11 protein-coding genes are annotated in these 19441 nt (G+C 67.3%); 5 read left to right on the top strand and 6 right to left on the bottom strand.

The features are described 5' to 3' along the window. The first annotated feature begins 1098 nt into the window (after positions 1 to 1098). Positions 1099 to 4188 (top strand): AfsR/SARP family transcriptional regulator, encoded by a 3090-nt coding sequence (locus tag BLQ73_RS13105; protein WP_093170699.1) that lies wholly within the window; start codon positions 1099 to 1101, stop codon positions 4186 to 4188. 312 nt (positions 4189 to 4500) lie between these two features. Here BLQ73_RS13105 and BLQ73_RS13100 read toward each other — a convergent pair whose 3' ends face one another. After that, on the bottom strand, positions 4501 to 5616 hold the full coding sequence (locus tag BLQ73_RS13100; RefSeq protein WP_218125825.1) for a sensor histidine kinase: 1116 nt from the start codon (positions 5614 to 5616) through the stop codon (positions 4501 to 4503). Between the two features lie 50 nt (positions 5617 to 5666). Continuing rightward, positions 5667 to 6323 carry a response regulator transcription factor gene (locus BLQ73_RS13095; protein ID WP_093170698.1) on the bottom strand — a complete coding sequence of 219 codons (657 nt, stop codon included), beginning with the start codon at positions 6321 to 6323 and terminating at the stop codon, positions 5667 to 5669. A 163-nt stretch (positions 6324 to 6486) separates the two neighbouring features. Here BLQ73_RS13095 and BLQ73_RS13090 point away from each other — a divergent pair, with 163 nt between their 5' ends. The 3 genes from BLQ73_RS13090 (at position 6487) to BLQ73_RS34610 (ending at position 11769) form a co-directional block, all read left to right on the top strand. Next, positions 6487 to 8013, top strand: a complete 1527-nt coding sequence (locus BLQ73_RS13090; protein ID WP_245691047.1) for a phospholipid carrier-dependent glycosyltransferase — start codon at positions 6487 to 6489, stop codon at positions 8011 to 8013. Positions 8014 to 8490: 477 nt separating this feature from the next. Next, complete coding sequence (locus BLQ73_RS13085; protein ID WP_093170697.1) at positions 8491 to 9099, top strand: carbonic anhydrase; 609 nt, start codon at positions 8491 to 8493, stop codon at positions 9097 to 9099. 87 nt (positions 9100 to 9186) lie between these two features. Continuing rightward, positions 9187 to 11769, top strand: a complete 2583-nt coding sequence (locus BLQ73_RS34610) for a SulP family inorganic anion transporter (RefSeq protein ID WP_420820009.1) — start codon at positions 9187 to 9189, stop codon at positions 11767 to 11769. Positions 11770 to 12251: 482 nt separating this feature from the next. Here BLQ73_RS34610 and BLQ73_RS13075 read toward each other — a convergent pair whose 3' ends face one another. Then, positions 12252 to 13781, bottom strand: coding sequence for a sensor histidine kinase (locus BLQ73_RS13075; protein ID WP_093170696.1), 1530 nt, complete (start codon positions 13779 to 13781; stop codon positions 12252 to 12254). Positions 13782 to 13799: 18 nt separating this feature from the next. Then, a complete protein-coding gene (locus tag BLQ73_RS13070) occupies positions 13800 to 14528 on the bottom strand; it encodes a response regulator transcription factor (RefSeq protein WP_093170695.1) in 729 nt (242 codons plus the stop codon). Positions 14529 to 15352: 824 nt separating this feature from the next. Here BLQ73_RS13070 and BLQ73_RS13065 point away from each other — a divergent pair. Further along, entirely contained in the window at positions 15353 to 16189 is an 837-nt protein-coding gene (locus BLQ73_RS13065; protein ID WP_093170694.1) for an SAM-dependent methyltransferase, read from the top strand. A gap of 48 nt (positions 16190 to 16237) precedes the next feature. Here BLQ73_RS13065 and BLQ73_RS13060 read toward each other — a convergent pair whose 3' ends face one another. Both BLQ73_RS13060 and BLQ73_RS32380 read right to left on the bottom strand, forming a co-directional pair. Beyond that, the gene (locus tag BLQ73_RS13060) at positions 16238 to 18520 is read right to left on the bottom strand and encodes a WD40 repeat domain-containing protein (protein ID WP_176955415.1); all 2283 of its coding nucleotides are present in this window, start codon (positions 18518 to 18520) and stop codon (positions 16238 to 16240) included. Beyond that, positions 18517 to 19317 (bottom strand): helix-turn-helix domain-containing protein, encoded by an 801-nt coding sequence (locus BLQ73_RS32380; RefSeq protein WP_176955414.1) that lies wholly within the window; start codon positions 19315 to 19317, stop codon positions 18517 to 18519. Before BLQ73_RS32380 ends, BLQ73_RS13060 begins: the two co-directional genes overlap by 4 nt. Positions 19318 to 19441: the final 124 nt, after the last annotated feature.

The raw sequence follows: 19441 nt of genomic DNA, 5'->3' as shown, positions 1-19441 counted from the left end.
GCATGAAGCTACCGCGCCAGACGGCCGCCGTTGAGCGGGGCCGATGCATTTGCTGGACCTCGCCGCTGGTTCTGCGTAAGGAACGGGGGGCTCTGCTGGGTATCTCGCCATATCGCACGGCTGCCTCCTGGCTTTGTGGACAGGGGAGCACCTCCACGCCCCGCGGCTCCTGATCTGAGCGTCCTGGAATGCCGACTGCCGCGTTGTGGAAGGGCTCGGCGGCTTACGGTTCAACCGCCCGCCCTGAGCATGCGCCGGGAGGATTGACCACTCGGTTGCGTGGGGTTTGATGAAGCGCGTGACAGCGAGAAATCGCATGGTCGATCGGGCGCTCTTTGACCACCACAGCGGTCTGGAGGCCGCTGCCGAAAGCAGGTTGGAACAGGGCTTTTTATCGCTACTTCATGGAGTTGGTCGACAGATTTATCGCTGGCTGGATCTCTTGGAATTTTCTGTCCATCCAGGCTGCCCGAAAAGCGTACCGGCTCATGGGGTCATGCCCGAAAAGTCGGACGCGACCCCATGAGCTAGTCAGGACTAGCGGGCTGCTTTGCGAAACATGAACGAATCACCTCTGCACGGGGTGCGTGTGACCGTCGCTGAGTCTTGTGAGGTGGGAGCGTGGGCGGTGCTTTCTGTGCCGATCAGCTGGTTTGGAGTGTCCGTCGAAGATGTGTCCGCCATGGCGGGTGAAGCGGAGAAAAGGAGCGACAAGCCGACGATGGCGAGGGGTATTGTTGCAATCTTCAACAATGCGGTGATGCCTTTCGCATATCCCAGGTCGGCAGTGAGGCCGATCACTTGCAAGATCGTAGCCAACAGTGAAGGGGGAGCGCTCCCAATTATGAAATTTCCAAGGACAGGAAAGTTGTCCGTATTGACTGTTTGGGGTTGGACGTCCGTCCGGGGCCGCGGAGGTTTTGGCTCGGCCGTATCTGGTTTCTTGCGACTGATATCGGTGGATGGGGGCACAGAGCGTGACCGTGGCGGTTGTGTCGGTCGTGATTATGGGTTACTAAGAAGACTGATCTGCATGCAATTGTGAGAACCTCTCACGAGCAATCCGGGTCCTTGCTCCAGCGGTGCCGGAGGACACACATGCTCTTCAGACTGCTTTCCCCCAGCTCAGGGATCGAATTAAGCGTTGAAGGCCAGGAGCATCCCCTCTACCCCCCGATACAGCAGGTCCTGCTGGCGCTGTTGCTTGTGCGCGTCGGCAGGGCGATCACGGTCGGTCAGATCGTCGACCAGATTTGGGGCGAGGACGCCCCTATGAAGGCGCGGGAGAACCTGAAGGCTCATGTCAGCCGGCTGCGTAGCTGGCTCCGGGGCATTGTCGGTGACCGTGTGCAGATCGTTCACAAGGGTGGGACTTACACAGCGCGGGTGCCGCCTGAATGCATCGACCTCCATGTGGTGCGAAGGCGCCAGCGTGAGGCGAAGGCCGTACTGGAGGCCGGGGATGTGACGTTGGCGTTGAGACTGCTGCGGGAGGCCGAGGAGCTCTGGCAGGGGGAGGCGCTGGCCGGATTGCCGGGCGCATGGGCGATGCGGATGGCGGAGTCGCTGGATGGGGAGCGGCGGGATCTGCGGAGGGACCGGATCGAGCTGGAGCTGCGCCTCGGGCATCACGCCGAGGTACTGGCGGAGTTGCAGCAGAGCATGGCCGACCATCCGATCGATGAGACGGTGGCGAAGCAGCTCATGATCGCGCTGTACAGGAGCTCGCGACAGGCCGACGCCCTGCGGGTTTACCGCGAGATCAACCGTCATTTAAGGGAGCATCTAGCGATGCGTCCGGGTAGTGCGTTAGACGAGTTGCACCAGCGGATTCTGCACGGGGACGCCGAGTTGGCGGTGACGCCGGTCTACCACCGGGGTGGGGGCGACTCTCAGCCGGACACGCTGCCGGCGGACGTGCCGTACTTCACGGGCCGGGCACGTGAGATCGAGGTCGTGGACGGGTTGCGTGCGGAGCGGGGGAACGGCCTGTCGGTGGTATTGCAGGGCATGGCAGGGGTGGGGAAGACGGCGCTGGCGGTGCATCTGGCATATCGGTTCGCCGGGTTCTATCCAGACGCGCGCCTGTATCTGGATCTGCGAGGCCACGATCGCGTGAGTGCGCCGCTGGACGCGTCCGGGGTGCTGCTGGCGGCGCTGCGCATGCTGGGCATTCCCGCGACGCGTGTTCCTCTCGCGCTGGCGGAGCGGGCGGCGATGTGGCATGCGGAGATGGCCTACCGGCGCGCGATCATGGTTTTGGATGACGCCAGTGGGTTCGAACAGGTGAAGCCGCTGCTGGTGGGGGCGCGGAATGTGCTCACCCTGGTCACCACGAGATCCCGGTTCGAGGTGGAGGACGGTGTGGTGGTGGTGCCCGTGGACGTGCTGCCCGACGCCGAGGCGGCGGAGTTGGTGAGGCGGGTCGTCGACAGGTCGGCAGGCGCGGGGGCCGATGTCGTTGAGAGGGTGGTCCGTTTCAGCGGGGGGCTTCCGCTGGCGATCACATTGCGCGCCGGCAGCCTTGGGGGCCCGGTTGAGCGGTCGCACGGCCTGCCGGGTTTCGACAGCGGACATCAGCAGATCAACGCCGCCTTCGACCTCTCGTACAGAGGCCTCACCGTGGAGGCGCAGTCCTTCTTCCGCCGCCTCGGCCTGAACCCCTGCCGCGACATCACAGTGCCGACGGCCGCCGTGCTCAGCGGCTTTCCCATCGCCCGTGCCGCCTGGTTCGTGGACGTGCTCGTCAAACACCACCTTCTTAAGGAAATGCGGGACGGCCGGTTTCGCTTCCACGATCTCGTACGGCTCTACGCCTACGATCGCACGCTGCGCGAGGACTCCGGGGGCGACCGTCGGCGGGCCATGGAACGGCTGCTCAACCACTATGTGCGCTCGACCGAGAAGGCGGCCTTTCTGTCCGAGGGCGGCCAGCCGCCGGACGGGGAGGTGCTGGCTCCCGGGTTCGGTTTCACCGATGCGACGTCGGCCAAGCGCTGGCTGGAGGAGGAATGGGGCAACGTCCTGCTGCTCGCCGACTATGCGGCGTCCCACGAGTGGAAGGCGTACTGCGTGCGCCTCACCCACGAGATGTGCGAGTTCCTGGACGCCGAGGGCCGGTGGGCCGAGGCGGTCGCCGCGTGCGAGCAAGCGCTCCAGGCGTGCCGCGAGCTGGGGGACGCCAGGGGAGTCGCGGTGATGCTGCTGGAGCTGGGGCGTTTCCGCTACAGGGTGAGTAGGCGCGCTGAGGCGATCCAGCTCATCGAGGAGGCTCGCAGGACGTACATCGGCTTGGGCGATCGGCGTGGCGAGGCGAGGACGCTCGACAGGATCGGCCTTGTCAACATGCTGGAGGGCAAGCATCGGATGGCCCTGGCCTACACAGAGGAGGCGAGCGCGCTCTTCCGCACCGTGGGAGACGCCGGTGGCGAGGCCGGCGCTCTCGCCCACTGCGGATTGGTCAACGCGAGTCTCGGCCGCTATACGCAGGCGTTGGAACTGCTCGAACAGGCGCTCGTGGCGTATCGGGCCATACGCGATCGCCGTGGCGAGGGGGAGACACTCAACAACCTGGCAGACATCCAGAGCCACCGCGGTTACCACCGCGATGCCGTGGCCCTCTACGAGCAGTCGCTACAGATCTTCAAGGAGATCCCCGGGCGGCAGAATCTCGCCCTTCTGGATAAGAACCTCGGTGAGGTCTACCAATACAAGGGCGACCATCAGCGGGCACTTGAGTACTTCACGGCCGCCATCGCAACCTTTCAGAACAGCGGTGACCGCTATCACGAGACGGAGGTGCTCATCTGTCTCGGCAGGACCTACCTGGAGATGGGCGCCCCGGACGAGTCCATGATCTTTTTTGAAAAGGCCAGGGACATAGCGGAGGTGATCGATCGCGGTCATGAGAAGGCGTGGGCGCTCGTCGGGATCGCGGACGTGAACTACGCCAGGGGCCGCTACCGCCCCGCGCTCGACCTGTGCCAGGCGGCCCTCGACATCGCGCGGGACGGCGGAGACGACCTCTACCAGGAGGCTCAGGTGCACAAGCGCATGGGGGACATCTCCCACTGCCTTCAGGAGCCGAGCGCCGCGCGCATTTCCTGGCGGCAGGCGCTCGGCATCTTCGAAAGCCTGGATCTCCCGGACGCGGAGGAGATACGCATCAAGCTCGACGCGCTCGAATGAGACCCGGCGGGGGAGCCGCCTTGAGCGCGTTTTGGGCACGCCTTCAGCATGCCTTCAGTCGACGTGTTCGGTCGGGGAGGTCCAGGAGTTCAGCTGTTCAGGTTGTTGTTTATCCAGCCGGTGTAGAGCCAGCAGGGGATTCGCCTTTGCCGTACACGTTGGTGCCCAGTTCGTCGTCTCCTGAGACGACGGCCCGTTCGAGGTGGGCGTCGGAATCGCGGGTGGGACGGCATGAGAAATAGGCAGGATAATCCCTTCCCTATGGAATGGGATTATAAATCGGGAAATTTGTAGCGACGAATTACCGTAAGGTCACCCGGACGGTTGCGCGGCGATCGGGAGTTCCACGGTGACGGTGAGGCCGCCCTCCTCGCGGGGGCGGGCGATGACGGTGCCCCGGTGGGCCTCGGCGATGACGCGGACGATGGAGAGGCCGAGGCCGCTGCCGCGTTCGGAGTTGAGGCGGTCGCCGTGGAGGCGGCGGAAGGGCTGGAAGATCGTCTCGATCTCGTAGGCGGGTACGGCGAGGCCGGTGTTCGCGACGACGAGTTCGACCTGGTCGGCCCGTTGGCGGGTGGTCACCCACACCTCGCCGCCCGGGTGGTTGTGCCGGATGGCGTTCTCGACGAGGTTCTGGACGAGCCGTTCGAGGAGGACGGGGTCGCCCGACGCGGGCGCGGTGTCGAGGAGGCGGTGGAGGGCGATCTCGCGTTCCTCGGCCTCCTTGGCGCCCTGGTCCATGACGTGCTCGACGACGTCGGTCAGGTCGAAGGGTTGAAGGTTGAGTATGGTCTGTTCCCCTTCGGCCAGCGCCAGCAGCCCGTCGATGAGCCGTTCGTGCCGGGCGTTGACGAGGAGTAGGGACTCGCCGAGGCGTTTGACGTCCTCGGTGGCGTCGGGGCGGCGGACGGCGACGTCGACCAGGGTGCGGTTGATGGTGAGGGGCGTACGCAGTTCGTGTGACGCGTTGGCGACGAAGCGCCGCTGGCCGTCGAAGGAGCGGGCGAGCCGTCCGAGCATGGTGTCGAAGATGTCGGCCAGTTCCTTGATTTCGTCCTTGGGGCCGCTGTAGGCGATGCGTTCGGTGAGGTCGTGGCTCTGGGCGACGCGGCGGGCGGTCTCGGTGGCCTTGGTCACGGGGCGCAGGACGTAGCCCGCGGCGCGCCAGCCGACGCCGGTGCCGACCAGGCCGAACCCGAGCGCGGCGAGGCCGCCGATGAGGCGCACGTTATTCAGGGTGTCCCGCTGGTACACCGCGCGGACGTGCGCGGCTCTCTCGACGGCGAGCGAGTATTTCCAGTCGTTAGGGTAGAGCGTTTCGTTGATGGCCTTCGGCAAGACGTGGGCCGGCCGTAGGAGGCCGTCGCGGGGTTCCAGCGTCTGCCGTACGACCATGTAGGAGATAGTGACCACCAGAAGGCCAAGCAAGGTTGTCACTATTCCGCAAACCAGAGCGAATCTCGCTCGGATCGATATCCTCACGGGATTCTGTACCCCACACCAGGCACGGTCTCGATCACGGGAGGCTCTCCGAGCTTGCGGCGCAATTTCATCATCGTCGTCCGAACGGTGTTGGTGAACGGGTCAATGTTCTCGTCCCAGACCTTTTCCAGCAGCGTCTCGGCCGAGACGACCGCTCCCTGGGCGCGCAGGAGTTCGGCGAGCACGCCGAACTCCTTGCGTGCCAGCGGGATGTAGCGCCCGTCGCGGAAGACCTGCCGGTGGGCGCGGTCGAGGCGGATGCCGAGCCGTTCCAGCATGGGCGGGTCGGCGGGCCGTACGCGGCGGCCAAGGGCGTGGACGCGGGCGAGGAGTTCCTCGAAGGCGAAGGGCTTGGGCAGGTAGTCGTCCGCTCCGAGCGACAGGCCGGCCACCCGCGCCCTGACGTCGCCGGCGGCGGTGAGCATGAGGATGCGCACGAGGCCGCCTCCGCTCACGAGCTGCCGGCACACGTCGTCGCCATGGACGAGCGGCAGATCCCGGTCGAGGATCAGCACGTCGTAGTCGTGAATGGCGAGCCGCTCCAGCGCCGCCTCGCCGTCGTAGGCGATGTCGACGGCGAGGGCCTCCGCACGCAGCCCTTCCGCGATCGAGTCGGCAAGCATCCGCTCATCTTCTGCGATGAGTACGCGCAACTTTCCCCCGTGTCCGCCGTATCCCTCAATAGAGCCCCCGAATTATGAGGAATACGGCATAACTCCAGCATAACCATATCTGGTTATGCCCAGGGTATACAGCCTAAGTTGAACTCTTCCCCCAGGTCGGGATCCATCCGGATATGGGCTGGGGGAGGGAACTTTGAACGCTCAGACGCGTACTCAGGACGCCGTGCACGCGTCCGCGCCTGGGAGCCGCCGGTACGGCAAAGCCCGGGCGCTCTTCCGCGCCCACCGTCTCTTCGCAATGGTCCTGGCAGTGGCCGCCGGGCTGCGGGTGCTGGTGATGCTCGCCTATCCCACCGCCCAGGTCTATTGGTACGACTCCTTCACCTACATGGACACGGCCGTCCATCTCCGGCCGTCCAGCGAATTCCACCCCGCGGGCTATGCGATGTTCCTGGCGTTATTCCGGCCCTTCCACAGCGTGGTCCTGGTCGCCGCCGTACAGCACCTCATGGGGCTCGGTATCGGTCTGATGATGTATGCGGTGCTGCGCCGCCACTCGCTGCCCGCGTGGGGTGCGGCGCTCGCGACGCTGCCGGTGCTGCTCAACCCCGCGTTCATGCGCCTTGAACACGCCATTCTCTCCGACATCGGGCTCATCTTCCTCGTGGTCGCGGCCCTGACGGTGATCATGTGGCGCGCGGACGTGTCCGTGCGGGCGGCCTCTCTTGCGGGGCTTCTCCTGGCCTGTGCGGGATTGACCCGTACGGTCGCCGTTCCGTTGCTGGGATTGTTCGTCCTCTATCTGGTGGTACGGCGGGCCGGGCTGCGTGTCGTACTCGCCCTGACGGTGGCCGGAGCCCTGCCGCTGTCGGCCTATGGCGCGTGGTACGCCGCCCACCACGGTCGATTCGCACTGAGCGGGTCGGACGGGGTGGCATTGTGGGCCCGCACGATGACCTTCGCCGACTGTGCCGTCATCAAGCCGCCGCCCGAAGAGGCGAAACTCTGCCCCAACGGCACGAAGGTGGACGCCGCCTCGGAATACGTCTGGGCGGAAGGGGCCTCCCTGAACCTGCTGCCGGGTGGACGGTTCGCCCACAACGACCTGGCGAGGGCCTTCGCCCTGCGCGCCATTCGGAGCCAGCCCCTCGACTACCTGGGCGAGGTCGCCCGAGACACCTCCATCGTCTTCGCGTGGCCTCCCGTCGCCCACCCGAAGAGGGTCTCCCCGCCGGCCTTGGCGTTCCCCCGCGGCCCCTGGACCCTGCCGGCGAACCCCCTGATCGACAAGGTGAAGCGGGAGTACGACTCCGACATCGCCCCCATGCACTCCGCCGAGCCGTACATCGGCATTCTGAGCGCCTACCGGTATCCCGCGCTGCTCTACGGGCCGCTGCTCGCCCTCCTGCTGCTGATCGGCGCGGCCGGGTCCGCTGTACGGCGCCGCCCCGCTCTCCTGCCGTGGACCGCCGCGGTCTTCCTCCTGGTCGCCCCCGTCGCGGCGCTCGACTTCGACCACCGGTACGCCATGCCGGTCTTCCCCTTCGCCTGCGTCGCCGCCGCCCTCGGCGTCGCAGCGCTCAGCAAGACGCTCAACAAGGAGCGCGACAAGGAGCGCGACAAGAAACGCGACAAGGCGCTCAACAGGACGTTCGACAAGAAGCCCAAGAAGGCACTCGACAAGACGCTCGGCAAGGCGGTCAAGGGGACGCGCGAGTAGACCTTCAGGAAGGCGTTCGCGAAGGCACGGCACGGCCGTGAAAAATTCTCGACGGCACGTATATATGTACGGCGCCGCCCGATGGTGAATCCGCCCACCGGCCAAGCGTGTCAACTACGCACCCGCCAAGAGGGCCGAAGAGGCCATCGACCATACTCAGGTTCGAGGCATGTGTTACGCGAGTGAAGTTGCGTATCGGCGAGCATCTTTCACTCCCACTTCTGGAGGAACACTCACCCGCTCCTTGAAGAGCCTGGCACGGCTCCGGCGGGCCTTCGCAGGATACAGATCCCGAGCGCATCCAAGGCGTGATGGATATCCGCAGGTCGAAGTACGCCGGGTGGGGACAAGATCTCGAAGTAATGAACGCCGTCAACGGCCGGTCGAATCCTAACCCTCCCCAAGAGCTTTGCTCGCCCGTGGCTGGTTCGCGGCTCATTACGGTGTGTGGAAATCAGCACACACGGGAGTGAATCCATGAAGGACCTGCTCGAAAAGGCTCGTTCATTCAGTCAGCGGATCGGCGTTGAGCGCGAGAAATACCGCAAACTCGCCGCCGGTCAGTCTCCGGACGCGCTGTTCATTGCGTGCTCTGATTCCCGGGTGATGCCCGCACTCATCACCGTGGCCCGGCCCGGGCAGCTCTTCGAGCTGCGGAACGCGGGCAACATCGTCCCGCCGTACGGCTACCAGACGCCGTCCGGCGAGGTGGCCACAATCGAGTACGCCGTCAACGTGCTCAAGGTCCGCGACATCGTGGTCTGCGGCCACTCGCACTGCGGCGCCCTCGGCGCCCTGGCGCGCAACGACGACCTGAGCGCGCTGCCGGCCATCGGAAAGTGGCTGGAACTCGCCAAGTCCCCGCTGGCCCACGCCCTCGGCCGACCGCCGGAGGACCCGTCCCTGCTGGACCTCGGTCAGCGCCATGTGGTCGCCCAGCTGGCGGCCCTGCGCACCTATCCCGCCATTCAGCGCCTCCTCGACACCAACGACATCTCGTTGCACGGGTGGTTCTACAAGGTGGACACGGGCGAGGTCCGTGAGTTCGACGGCAGGGAGGATTTCCGAGTTCACGGGGCTTTCTAACCCGGGGCCCTCCCTACCTACTCATGAGGGGCAGAAACGATTGTGCAGACGCGTCGAGCTCGTCACGCAAAAACGTCACCATCCTCTATGTCGTCGACGCCGAAACCATCATTCACCACCGCCTATATCGGTGCTGACCTCCTCGCATCGCTCGTCGTGTTCCTCGTCGCAGTGCCGCTGTGCATCGGCATCGGTGTGGCGTCGGGTGTCAAGGTCGAGCTTGCGATCATCTCCGGCATTATCGGGGGCATTATCGTGGGCCTGCTGCCGGGCAGCAGCCTGCAGGTAAGTGGGCCGGCAGCCGGCCTCGCGACCCTGGTTCTGGACATGGTGAATCAGCACGGCGTGGCAATGCTGGGCCCGGTCGTGCTGCTCGCCGGACTCATTCAGGTGGCCCTCGGGGTGTTCGGTCTCGGACGCATCTTCCAGGCCATTTCCCTGTCTGTGGTCGGGGGAATGCTGGCCGGAATCGGTCTGCCCCTCATGCTCAGCCAGGTGTACGCCATGGCCGACCAGTCGCAGCACGGCCACCCCTTGAAGAACCTGCTCGGACTGCCTGAGCTGCTGAAGAAGGCATTCTCCAGCCCGCAGGTGATGTCCGCTTTGGCGCTGGCGGTGGGCACCGTGGTGCTCTGCTTCGCCTGGAAGAAGGTGCCGGCTCCCCTGAACAAGGTGCCGGCCCCTCTGGTCGCGGTCCTCGGTGGTGCGTTGATCGCCGCCATGGCCGATTTCAAGATCAAGATGGTGGTGATCAACGACCTCCTCGGGGCTTTCAACGTCCCCGGCCTGGAGCAGTTCAAGGGGCTCGCCGACCCCGCGATCATCATCATGGCGATCACCTTCGCCGTGATCGCCTCGGCGGAGAGCCTCTTCAGCGCCGCGGCCGTGGACCGCATGCACGACGGCGCGAAGACCAAGTACAACGCCGAACTCACCGCTCAGGGAATCGGCAACTCCCTCTGCGGCATCGTCGGAGCCCTGCCGATCACCGCCGTCATCGCCCGCAGCGCCGCCAACGTGCAGGCGGGTGGCAAGACAAAGGTGTCTCGCGTCGTCCACGGCGTGTGGCTGCTGGGCTTCGGCGTGCTCTTCCCGCAGGTTCTCGGCTACGTCCCGATCGCGGTGCTGGCCGGCATCCTCTTCCACGCCGGATGGAAGCTGTTCGACCCGCCCCAGTTCATCAAGATGTGGAAGATGGACCGCGGCGAGGGCCTCGTGATGATCATCACGACCGGCGCGATCCTCTTCACGAACCTGCTCGAAGGCGTGCTGGCGGGTCTCGCTCTCGCCACTGTGCTCGCCGCGCTCCGCATGTCGCAGCTCAAGATCGAGCGGACCGAGGTCGGCGACACCACGCACCTCACCATGGTCGGCAACGCGACCTTCCTGCTCCTGCCCAAGCTGAACGAGACCCTCGACTCGCTGAAGGGCAAGGCCAGGCTGAACATCAACATGGTCGGCGTGTCCCACCTGGACCTCGCCTGCCGCAGCCAGGTCGAGGAGTGGGCGGCCGAACAGCGCAAGGCCGGTGTGGAACACCTGGAACTGCTGCTGCCCGAGGTGGAGGGCGACGAACTCAAGGCGCCCGAGAAGGACGCCGACGAGTGGTTCGCCGACTACCCGAAGACACAGGCGGGTGCGCCGGCCATGCTGGAACCGGCGATGGCCCACCAGGGAGTTCTGCAGGGTCAGCCCGTCGGACACGGCTACGGCCACGTGCAGCAGCACCAATACCAGCACCAATACCAGCAGCCGCAGTACCAGCAGCCGCAGTACCAGCACGCGGCTGTGCCGGTCGCCGCCTACAGCGGCCACACGCAGCCGATAGAACCGCAGGTCAGCCGGGACTATGACAGGCCGCAGACCTATGTCGGAGCCCAGGGGTACAGCACCACCTACGGGTACGGCAACGCCCAAGGCCACGGCCAGGTCCAGAGCCACGGCCAGCTTCAAAGCCAGGCCCAGCTCCAGAGCCAGGCCCAGCTCCAGAGCCAGGCCCAGCTCCAGAGCCAGGCCCAGCTCCAAAGCCAGGCCCAGCTTCAAAGCCAGGCCCAGCTCCAAAGCCGCAGCCAGTCCCACGGCCAGTCCTACAGCCAGGGGTACGGCCAGTCCCACAACCAGGGCTACGGCCAGGGTTACGGAAGCCCCGCAGCCCCCGCCCACCCCCAGGGCCAAGGACACCCCCAAGCCCAGGGATACGGCAACACCCAGAGCTACGGAGCCCCTCAGGGGTATGGCAACACCCAGAGCTACAGCAGCAGCCAGCCCTACGAGTCTCCCCAGAGCTACGGGTCTCCCCAGAGCTACGGCGACAGCCAGAGCTACGGCGACAACCAGGGCTACGGCGACAACCAGGGCTACGGCAACCCCCAGACTTACGGGTCCCCCCAGAGCTACGGAAACCCCCAGGGCTACAGCACAGCCCAGGGTTACGGAACTCCCCAAGGTCACGTCAACCCTCAAGCTCACACTGATCCCCAGGGCTACGCCAGCACGCAGGTGTACGGTTTCCCGCAGGGCTACGCCGACCCGAACCAGGGTCACGGGAACCCCCAGGGATACGGCAACCAGGGTTACGAAACCGGGCACGACCCGAACACCGGCCGGGGCTACGACAGGAGCGCCCCATACGGCGCGACGCCGGTCGGCGGTCCGCCCCGAACCGGGTGACCCTTCCCACCCGGAGTCATCAGACCGGTGAGCGTCCACCCTCCGAGCTCGCAAGCCGCGCGGGGAACAGGGCCATAAGCCCGCCCCGCAGGTCGGACAAAGCCCCGCCGATCGGCTTTCCGAGTCGGGCGGGGGCGCTCACCCGGTCGCCGCGATAAGGCCCGTTGTCCCTACCCCTAGACCCCGGGGGTGCGGACAGCGGGCCTTTATCGTGCGCCCCGCGGCCCCGCGGCCCCGCGGCCCCGCCGCCTGGCCGCCCGGCCGGCTCCTGGGCCGCGCCGCCTCGCCCGGCCCTCCGCCCAGTGCCGCGCCGACCCCCTCTTCGCCCCGGCCTCGCCCGGGCCTCGTGACCGGGGACGCCTCAAGCCGGGCCGGTGCCGTACGGCACGGCGGTCACGGCAACGGGTTGGCCCGCTCTGACCCCGGGCCGACCCCGGGCCGACCCCGGGCCGACGGGGCCTGCCGGGGACTGACCTGTTGGCCTAACCGGGGGCGGGGGTGTCGCCGGGGCCGCCGCATGAGGTGGCTTTGCGGCCAGTGGCGCTGTGGCGCCCCCGGCTGGCGAACAGCCGCCGGAAGAGACCCCACTTCTCGCCCGACTGGCGCGGGGTCTCGTCGTGGACGGGGAGCAGCGCGATGACGACGTCGAGGCCGGTGCCGACGGCGGGCAGGAGGAACACCTCGCCGCCGCCGGCGCGGGTGAGCTGCTGGACGATGGCGAGGCCGAGGCCCGTCCCGTCTTTCCCTGAACCGGGGGCACGCCAGAACCGCTCGAAGGCACGTTGCCGGTGCTCTTCGGACATGCCCGGTCCTTGGTCGATGACGTGGAGCTCAGCCGCGCCCTCGTATCTGCGGGATTTGCCGGGGAACTGCCAGCGGCGCTCCAACGTGATGGTGCTTCCCTTGGGGGAGACGCGCAGCGCGTTGGCGAGCAGGTTGTCGATGATCTGTTCGATCGCCCCGGGAACGGCCCAGACCTCCCCGATACGGGTGCCGCTCACGGTGAGGTTGACGCCGCTGCGCGCGACGACCGGAGCCCAGGTCTGCGCCCGGTCGTAGACGAGCGCGTCCAGGTCGACGGGTTCACGCACCAGGGACGATTCTTCGAACGCGGCCATGGCGAGGAGCCCGTCCACCATTCGCGCGAGCCGGTCGGTTTCGGCGAGGGCCGCCTCCAGGTTGTGCCGCGCGCGTAGGGCGATGTACGGCTCCAGCGTTTCCAGCCGGAGGCGCAACGCGGCCAGGGGTGTCTTGAGCTGGTGCGATGCCTCGGCGGCGAAGGCGCGTTGGGAGGCGATGAGTTGTTGCAGCCGTGACGCCATGCCGTTGAAGGTGACGGCCAGTTGGCGGAGTTCGGGCGGTCCGGTGAGGACAGAGGCCGGCTTGAATCCTTGGCCGTCCGCGAGGCGTTTGGTGGCTTTCTCCAGCTCACGCACTGGTTTTCTGACCCAGCGGACGAGGACGACCACGAGGGCGAAGACTCCGGCCAGGAGCACGAGGTCGATCGCGCTCAGGGACATCCACACTCGGCTTACGTCGACGCCCAGTGAGTCTTCGCGGACGGTGAGGCGGACGGCGCCGTGGACGGTGACGGCGGAGCCGAGCGGCACTGTGATGTTGACGTGGGGGACGCCGTCGATCTCACCGTGGGAGCGTCCGAGCGACTGCCGATCGTTCAGGATGGCTTTGATGTCGGGCTGCTGGGGAAGCTCGTTCTTCTCGGCGTCGGCGAGTGTCCGGGAGCTGACAATGACGCGGCCGGCGGGGTCGACGATGACCACGCCGGCGTTGATGCGCCGACTATTTGACGACACCAGTTCCGCGAGCTGGTCCATCCGGCTGATTCGTATCGCCTCATCGGCGAAGACGGCCAGCGCTTCGGCCTGGTGTTCGACTTCTGTGATCGCTCGTTCCCGTTCCTGCTGGATGTAGAGGTATCCGAGGGGGAACTCGAGAAGGACGAGGAAGAGGAGGGCTATGGACAGGTGACTGAGTAGCAGTCGGCGGATCATTGACGATGGCCGGCAACACTAATGGTGTCGTGGGAACTCGGCCGGTTGGCCGGGCGGTGATGACGCGGGTACGACGAGGCTGAATCCAACCCCGCGTACGGTTCTGATCCAGGTAGGGTTGCCGAGTTTGCGACGTAATGTCGCGATATGGAAGTCAAGGGTCTTGGTTGACCCGAAGAAGTTGGGGTCCCACACGTTTCGGAGAATGTGTTCGCGTGGGCACACCGCTCCCGGGTCCTCCGAGAGGAGGGCCAGGAGGTCGAACTCCTTAGGAGTGAGCGCCACGAAGTGGCCCCTGACCTGCACTTGGCGAGTCCGTCGATCGATGACCAACTCGCCGAGGATCCTGGCCCCACTGGGGGCCGGTACCTCCTCCGCGGGTGCGGGTGCGGCCGTGGTGCGAGTGCGCCGGGTCACGGCGCGCATGCGCGCGACGAGCTCGCGAAGGCTGAAGGGTTTCGCTACGTAGTCGTCGGCGCCGATTTCCAATCCCACCACGCGGTCGGTCTCCTCGCCGCGGGCGCTCAGGATGATGATGGGGATCTCGGAATTCCGTCGCAACTGACGGCATACATCGATGCCGTCCATGTCGGGAAGCCCAAGGTCAAGCAGGACGATGTCGCCCAGGGGGGCGCGGAGCGCGTCGGCACCCGTCCTGCTTTGGTGGACGGTGAAGCCGTACTGGCTCAGGCCGTCTACCAGTGGCTCGGTGATTGATTCGTTGTCCTCGACGAGTAGTACACGCATGCCAGTGCCCGTTTCGCTCGCAATGCTGACAAGCCCTCCCCCCAATCTCAGTCACGGATGGTACAGCACGGATCGGCGATAGCACCGGACATTTGACACACGTCCTGACATAGATGAATAAGTTACAGTGTGGGAGGTTCTTGACCCAGCGGTAACATGGCCAGACCAGGATTCACATCTTCACCAGGCGCAACACCTGGTCAGCGAGAAGCGAGCCCTAAACTCCTGACTCGCTGAGCATTCAAAGCCACTCAATATCCTGTATTCGCCCCGGTGGGGCCCTGAGCTGCGGTCGAGTATGTGATGCTCTGACCTTTTTGTCGGTTTACCCTCGCCGGAAACCTCGATCGACTATGCCCAGGTCAGGGCCAGAACGGCCGTCCTGGAGCCTCCTGAAGGCGGGGTGTGAGGCCGCCTGTCGACTCCGCCGTCAAGGGCCTGGTCAGTCGCGGGGCGCGAGGTGGTCCTCCGGGGCTGGAGGCTCGACCCAACTCGGCGGGCGGCCGGGGAGGCGGGTGGGCCTGACCGGGGCAAGGGGCGTTTCGAAGGGAGCGAACGTGTCGGGCCGGGGCTCGCCGACCCCCGCGCATCGGTGCACTTCCACGTCCTTCTATGAGACTTCTTTCATAAAACTTCTTGCATGAGAATTCTTTCATGAAGTGGATCTGCAGGTCGGGGAGGGGGTGCCGGGCCCTTCCGGAGCTGAACCGAGGTGGACGGCCGGCCGGGTGGCCGAGTGGGTGATGGGTAAATCAAACCGAGACCCTCCTGATCTCGATAGAGATAGGGAGGGTCGACTACACTCACCCCATTTGGCGTGAAATATGCGTGAACGGAACCACTCTGTGAACAACCCCCGCGAATCCGCCTCTTCAGCCGTCGATCTGGGAATCGGCCGACCGCACTCGGCACGCATCTGGAACTACTGGCTGGGAGGTAAGGACAACTTCCCCGCCGATCGCGAAGCCGGGGACATGGTTGAGCAGCTCATTCCCGGCATCAAAGACTCGGCCCGTGCAGACCGCGCATTCCTCGGCCGAGCCGTCCAACACTTTGTCGCAGATGAGGGGATTCGGCAGTTCCTTGACATCGGCACAGGTCTGCCCACCGCCGACAACACCCACGAGGTAGCCCAGCGCATCGCCCCCGAATGCAAGATCGTCTATGTCGACAACGATCCCCTGGTGCTCGCGCACGCCCGCGCTCTCCTCGTCGGCGCGCCCGAAGGCGTCACCACCTACATCGACGCCGACCTCCGCGACCCGCGGCACATCCTGGACACCGTCGCGGAGACCCTCGACTTCGACAAGCCCGTCGCGGTCATGCTGCTCGGCATCATGCACCACATCATCGACGACGACGAGGCCCGGCAGATCGTCCGCGCCCTGGTCGACGCCATCCCCTCCGGCAGCTACCTCGCCCTGGCCCACGCCACCGCCGAAGTCCACGGTGACGCCATGCACGAGTCCATGCGCAAGTTCATGGAACGCGGCGGCACCCCGATCGTCGCCCGCGACCGGGTCACCCTCGCCAACTTCTTCGACGGGCTCGAACTCCTCGAACCCGGCGTGGTCTCCTGCTCCCGGTGGCGCTCGGAGGAGACCCCCTGGGGCGAACCCGCCGAGGTCTCCCAGTTCTGCGGTGTGGGCCGCAAACCCTGACCCCGCACACCACCCCCAAGGGGTGTTCCGCGGGTCCACGGGGCGTGGTCAGCACGGGGGATCATAGGGGTGATCGGGGAAATACCTGCTCCATTCCTCCGGAGTGATGGGCGGATGAGCCAGGGCGCAGACGCGGACCGCCGCCCGCTCGGGACTCGTCTCCCAGAGACGGACGGTGGCGTCGCCACCGCCCGTGGCGAGGATGCGGCCGTCGGGGCTGAAGGCCGCAGAACGGACCGCCTGGTCATGGCCGGTGAGTACGGCGAACGGGGAAGGGCTTGTGGGATCGGTGATGTCCCACAGTCTCGCGGTGTGGTCGGCACCGGCGGTGGCGAGGGTGCGGCCGTCGGGGGCGAAGGCCGCGGTCCAGACGTTGTTGCTGTGCCCGGTGAGTACGGCGAGCTGGGTGGGCCGATGCGGGACGCGGATGTCCCACAATCTGGCGGTGTGGTCGGCTCCGGCGGTGGCGAGGGTGCGGCCGTCGGGGCTGAAGGCCGCCGTCCACACGTCGTTGCTGTGCCCGGTGAGTACGGCGAGCTGGGTGGGCCGATGCGGGACGCGGATGTCCCACAGCCGCGCCGTACGGTCCTGACCCGTGGTGACCAGGAGCCGGCCGTCCGGGCTGAAGGCCGTCCAATACACGGTCTTGTCGTGTCGGTCCAGCCTGGCGATCTCCACGGGTGCGTCGGGGGCGGTGGCGTCCCACAATCGGGCGGTGCCGTCCGCGCTTCCCGTGGCGAGGAGCCGCCCGTCGGGGCTGAAGGCGGCGGTGTTGACGTTGTCGGTGTGCGCGGTGAGCGTGGCCCGGTGGAGCGGGCCGCCCGCAGCGCCGGCGTCCCACAGCCGCACGGTGAAGTCGAGCCCGGCGGTGGCGACGCGCCTGCGGTCCGGGCTGAAGGCCGTGGCGAAGACCCCGTCGGTGTGGCCGCTCAAGGTCGTCGCAGGCCGCGGCCGATCGGGCGTGTTGACGTTCCACAGGCGTGACGTCGTGTGGCTGCCGCTCGCGACGGTGGCGCCGTCAGGGCTGAACGCCACGTGGTTGACGCCGCCGGAAGGGTCGGTCATGACGGGGATGTCCAGGTTCCACAGCCGTGCCGTACTGTCTCGCGCGCCGCTGGCCAGAGTACGGCCGTCAGCGGTGAACGCGAGGGTGTGCACGGTTTCGGCGTGCCCGCGGAGTACGGCGTAAGCCGTCTCGGGCGCGGTGATGTCCCACAGCCTGATCGTCTGGTCGTAGCCCCCGCTCGCCAGGGTGCGTTCGCCGTGGAAGGCGAGCGCGCTGACGCCGTTGCCGTGGCCGCGCAGGATGGCCAGGGAGCGGGGTTTCCGCGGATCGGAAACCTCCCACAGCCGCACGGTGGTGTCGAAGCTGCCGGTGGCGAGCACCTTGCCGTCCTGCCGGAACGCCACCGACAGGATGCGCTTGTCGCTATGCCCCGCCAAGGCGGCGAGGGGACGCGGTGCGCGGAGGTCGGTGACGTCCCACAGCCGCGGCCCCTCGGCGGGGTCCGTGGTCACCAGCGTCCGCCCGTCGGGGCTGAACTGGGCCACGCCCACCTGCTGATCGGCGCGGACGACGACGGACAGCGGGCGTGGATCACGCGGGTCGGTGATATCCCACAGCCGTGCCGTACGGTCGTAGCTCGCGGTGGCGAGCGTCTTCCCGTCAGGGCTGAACGACAGGTGGCGCAGCGTGTCGCCATGGCCGGCGACTGTCGCCAGCGGCCTCGGGTGCCGCGGGTCGGCGACGTCCCACAGCCTGGCGGTCCGGTCTCCGCCAGCCGTGGCCAAGACCCGCCCGTCGGGGCTGAACTCCGCCCAGACCACCTCGCCGGTGTGGCCGGCGAGGCGGCTCAGCCGCTTCGGTCGGTACCGGTCGCGGACGTCCCACAGCATCGCCGTGCGGTCGAGGCCGGCTGTGACCAGCAGGCTCCCGTCGGGGCTCGGCCGCGCCGCGTACACCCCGTCTGTGTGGCCGGCCAGCCGGGTCGCGTACGGCGACGCCGCCACGCTGAGCAGCGCCCCGCGCGACTCGCCGGTGGTCGCCAGCCGGTCGGCCGCCAAGGCGAGCTGGGCCGCCAGCGCCGGATTGGCCACCCGCAGGGCGAGGGCCTCGCCCGAGACGCGCCGCGACAGTTCGAGGTCCCGCTGCACGCGCGCGTTGAGCGTGCCCGTCACGGCCACGCCCGCCGCCGCGGCGGCGACCAGCAGCACGGCGACCAGCCCACCGGCCAGCACACGCAGGTGGCGGGCGCGGCGCAGTGCCGTACGGCGCTCGCCCGCCTCGCGTTCCGCCGAGGCGTCGAGGAACTCCCGAGCCGACGGCGTCAAGGCCGCATGAGGGCCGCCGGACCCGGCCCACTCCCGGGCGGACGCCAGGCGAGTGCCTCGAACTGGTCCACCACCAGCACGGCCGGTGTCCCGCCCGTCCCGCCCGCCCCGCGGACCCGGCGTACGGCGGCCAGCGCGGCCGACGGGTGGTCGCCGGGCGTGAACAGCGCGATCGGCCAGTCGGCCGACCCGGGCAGCGCGCCGGCGCGCAACGCGGCCACCATCCCGGCGCGCAGCAGCGACGACTTGCCCGAGCCGGATGCCCCGACCACCACCTGAACGCCGCCCCCGGCGGCCTTCAGCTCGCCGAGGCGGGCGACGAGCTGCTCGGTGAGGTCGCGCCTGCCGAAGAACCAAGCGGCGTCCTCGGGCTGGAAACTCGACAGGCCGCGGTACGGCTCGGGCCCGGTGGGCCGGGGACCGGGAGCCCGCCGTACCCGCCGCCAGGCGGCCGTCCACCGCTCCACCTGGGCCGCGTCGCCTGCCCCGCAGGCGGCCAGGACCTTGGTGAACAGGTCGCGGGAGGCCGTCGAGGGCAGGCCGCGCCCGGCGAACCAGTCGCCGAGGGTGCTGTGCGCGCCGTACGCCCCCACCTTCGACGCCACCTGCCTGACCGTCAGGCCGGCACGGTCCCGCAGCAGGGACAGCTCTCGGGCGAAGTCCCGCCGGTCCTGGACGCGGTCCGGGTCGGGCTCGGTGTCGCTGTCGGCGCTGGTGTCGGTGTCGGTGTCGGGGGTCGGGGTGGTCGCGGGCTGAGGGTCGGGGGCGGTCGCGGGAGTGGGCGAACCGTCGGCCATCGCGCTCTCCTTCAGAGGTCCTTCGACGGGTGAGCCTTTCTCCCGGCTTCGCGCCGGCCCCGCGATGAGAAACGCTCCCTGAGAAGTCGCGTGGAAACCTCTCACGGTTGACGCCAACCATGAC

Source organism: Sinosporangium album, assembly GCF_900100605.1.
In the GTDB taxonomy this organism is placed as follows: Bacteria; Actinomycetota; Actinomycetes; order Streptosporangiales; family Streptosporangiaceae; genus Sinosporangium; species Sinosporangium album.
Note: the sequence above shows the minus strand (reverse complement) of the source record. Positions and strands in the feature narration are given on the sequence as shown.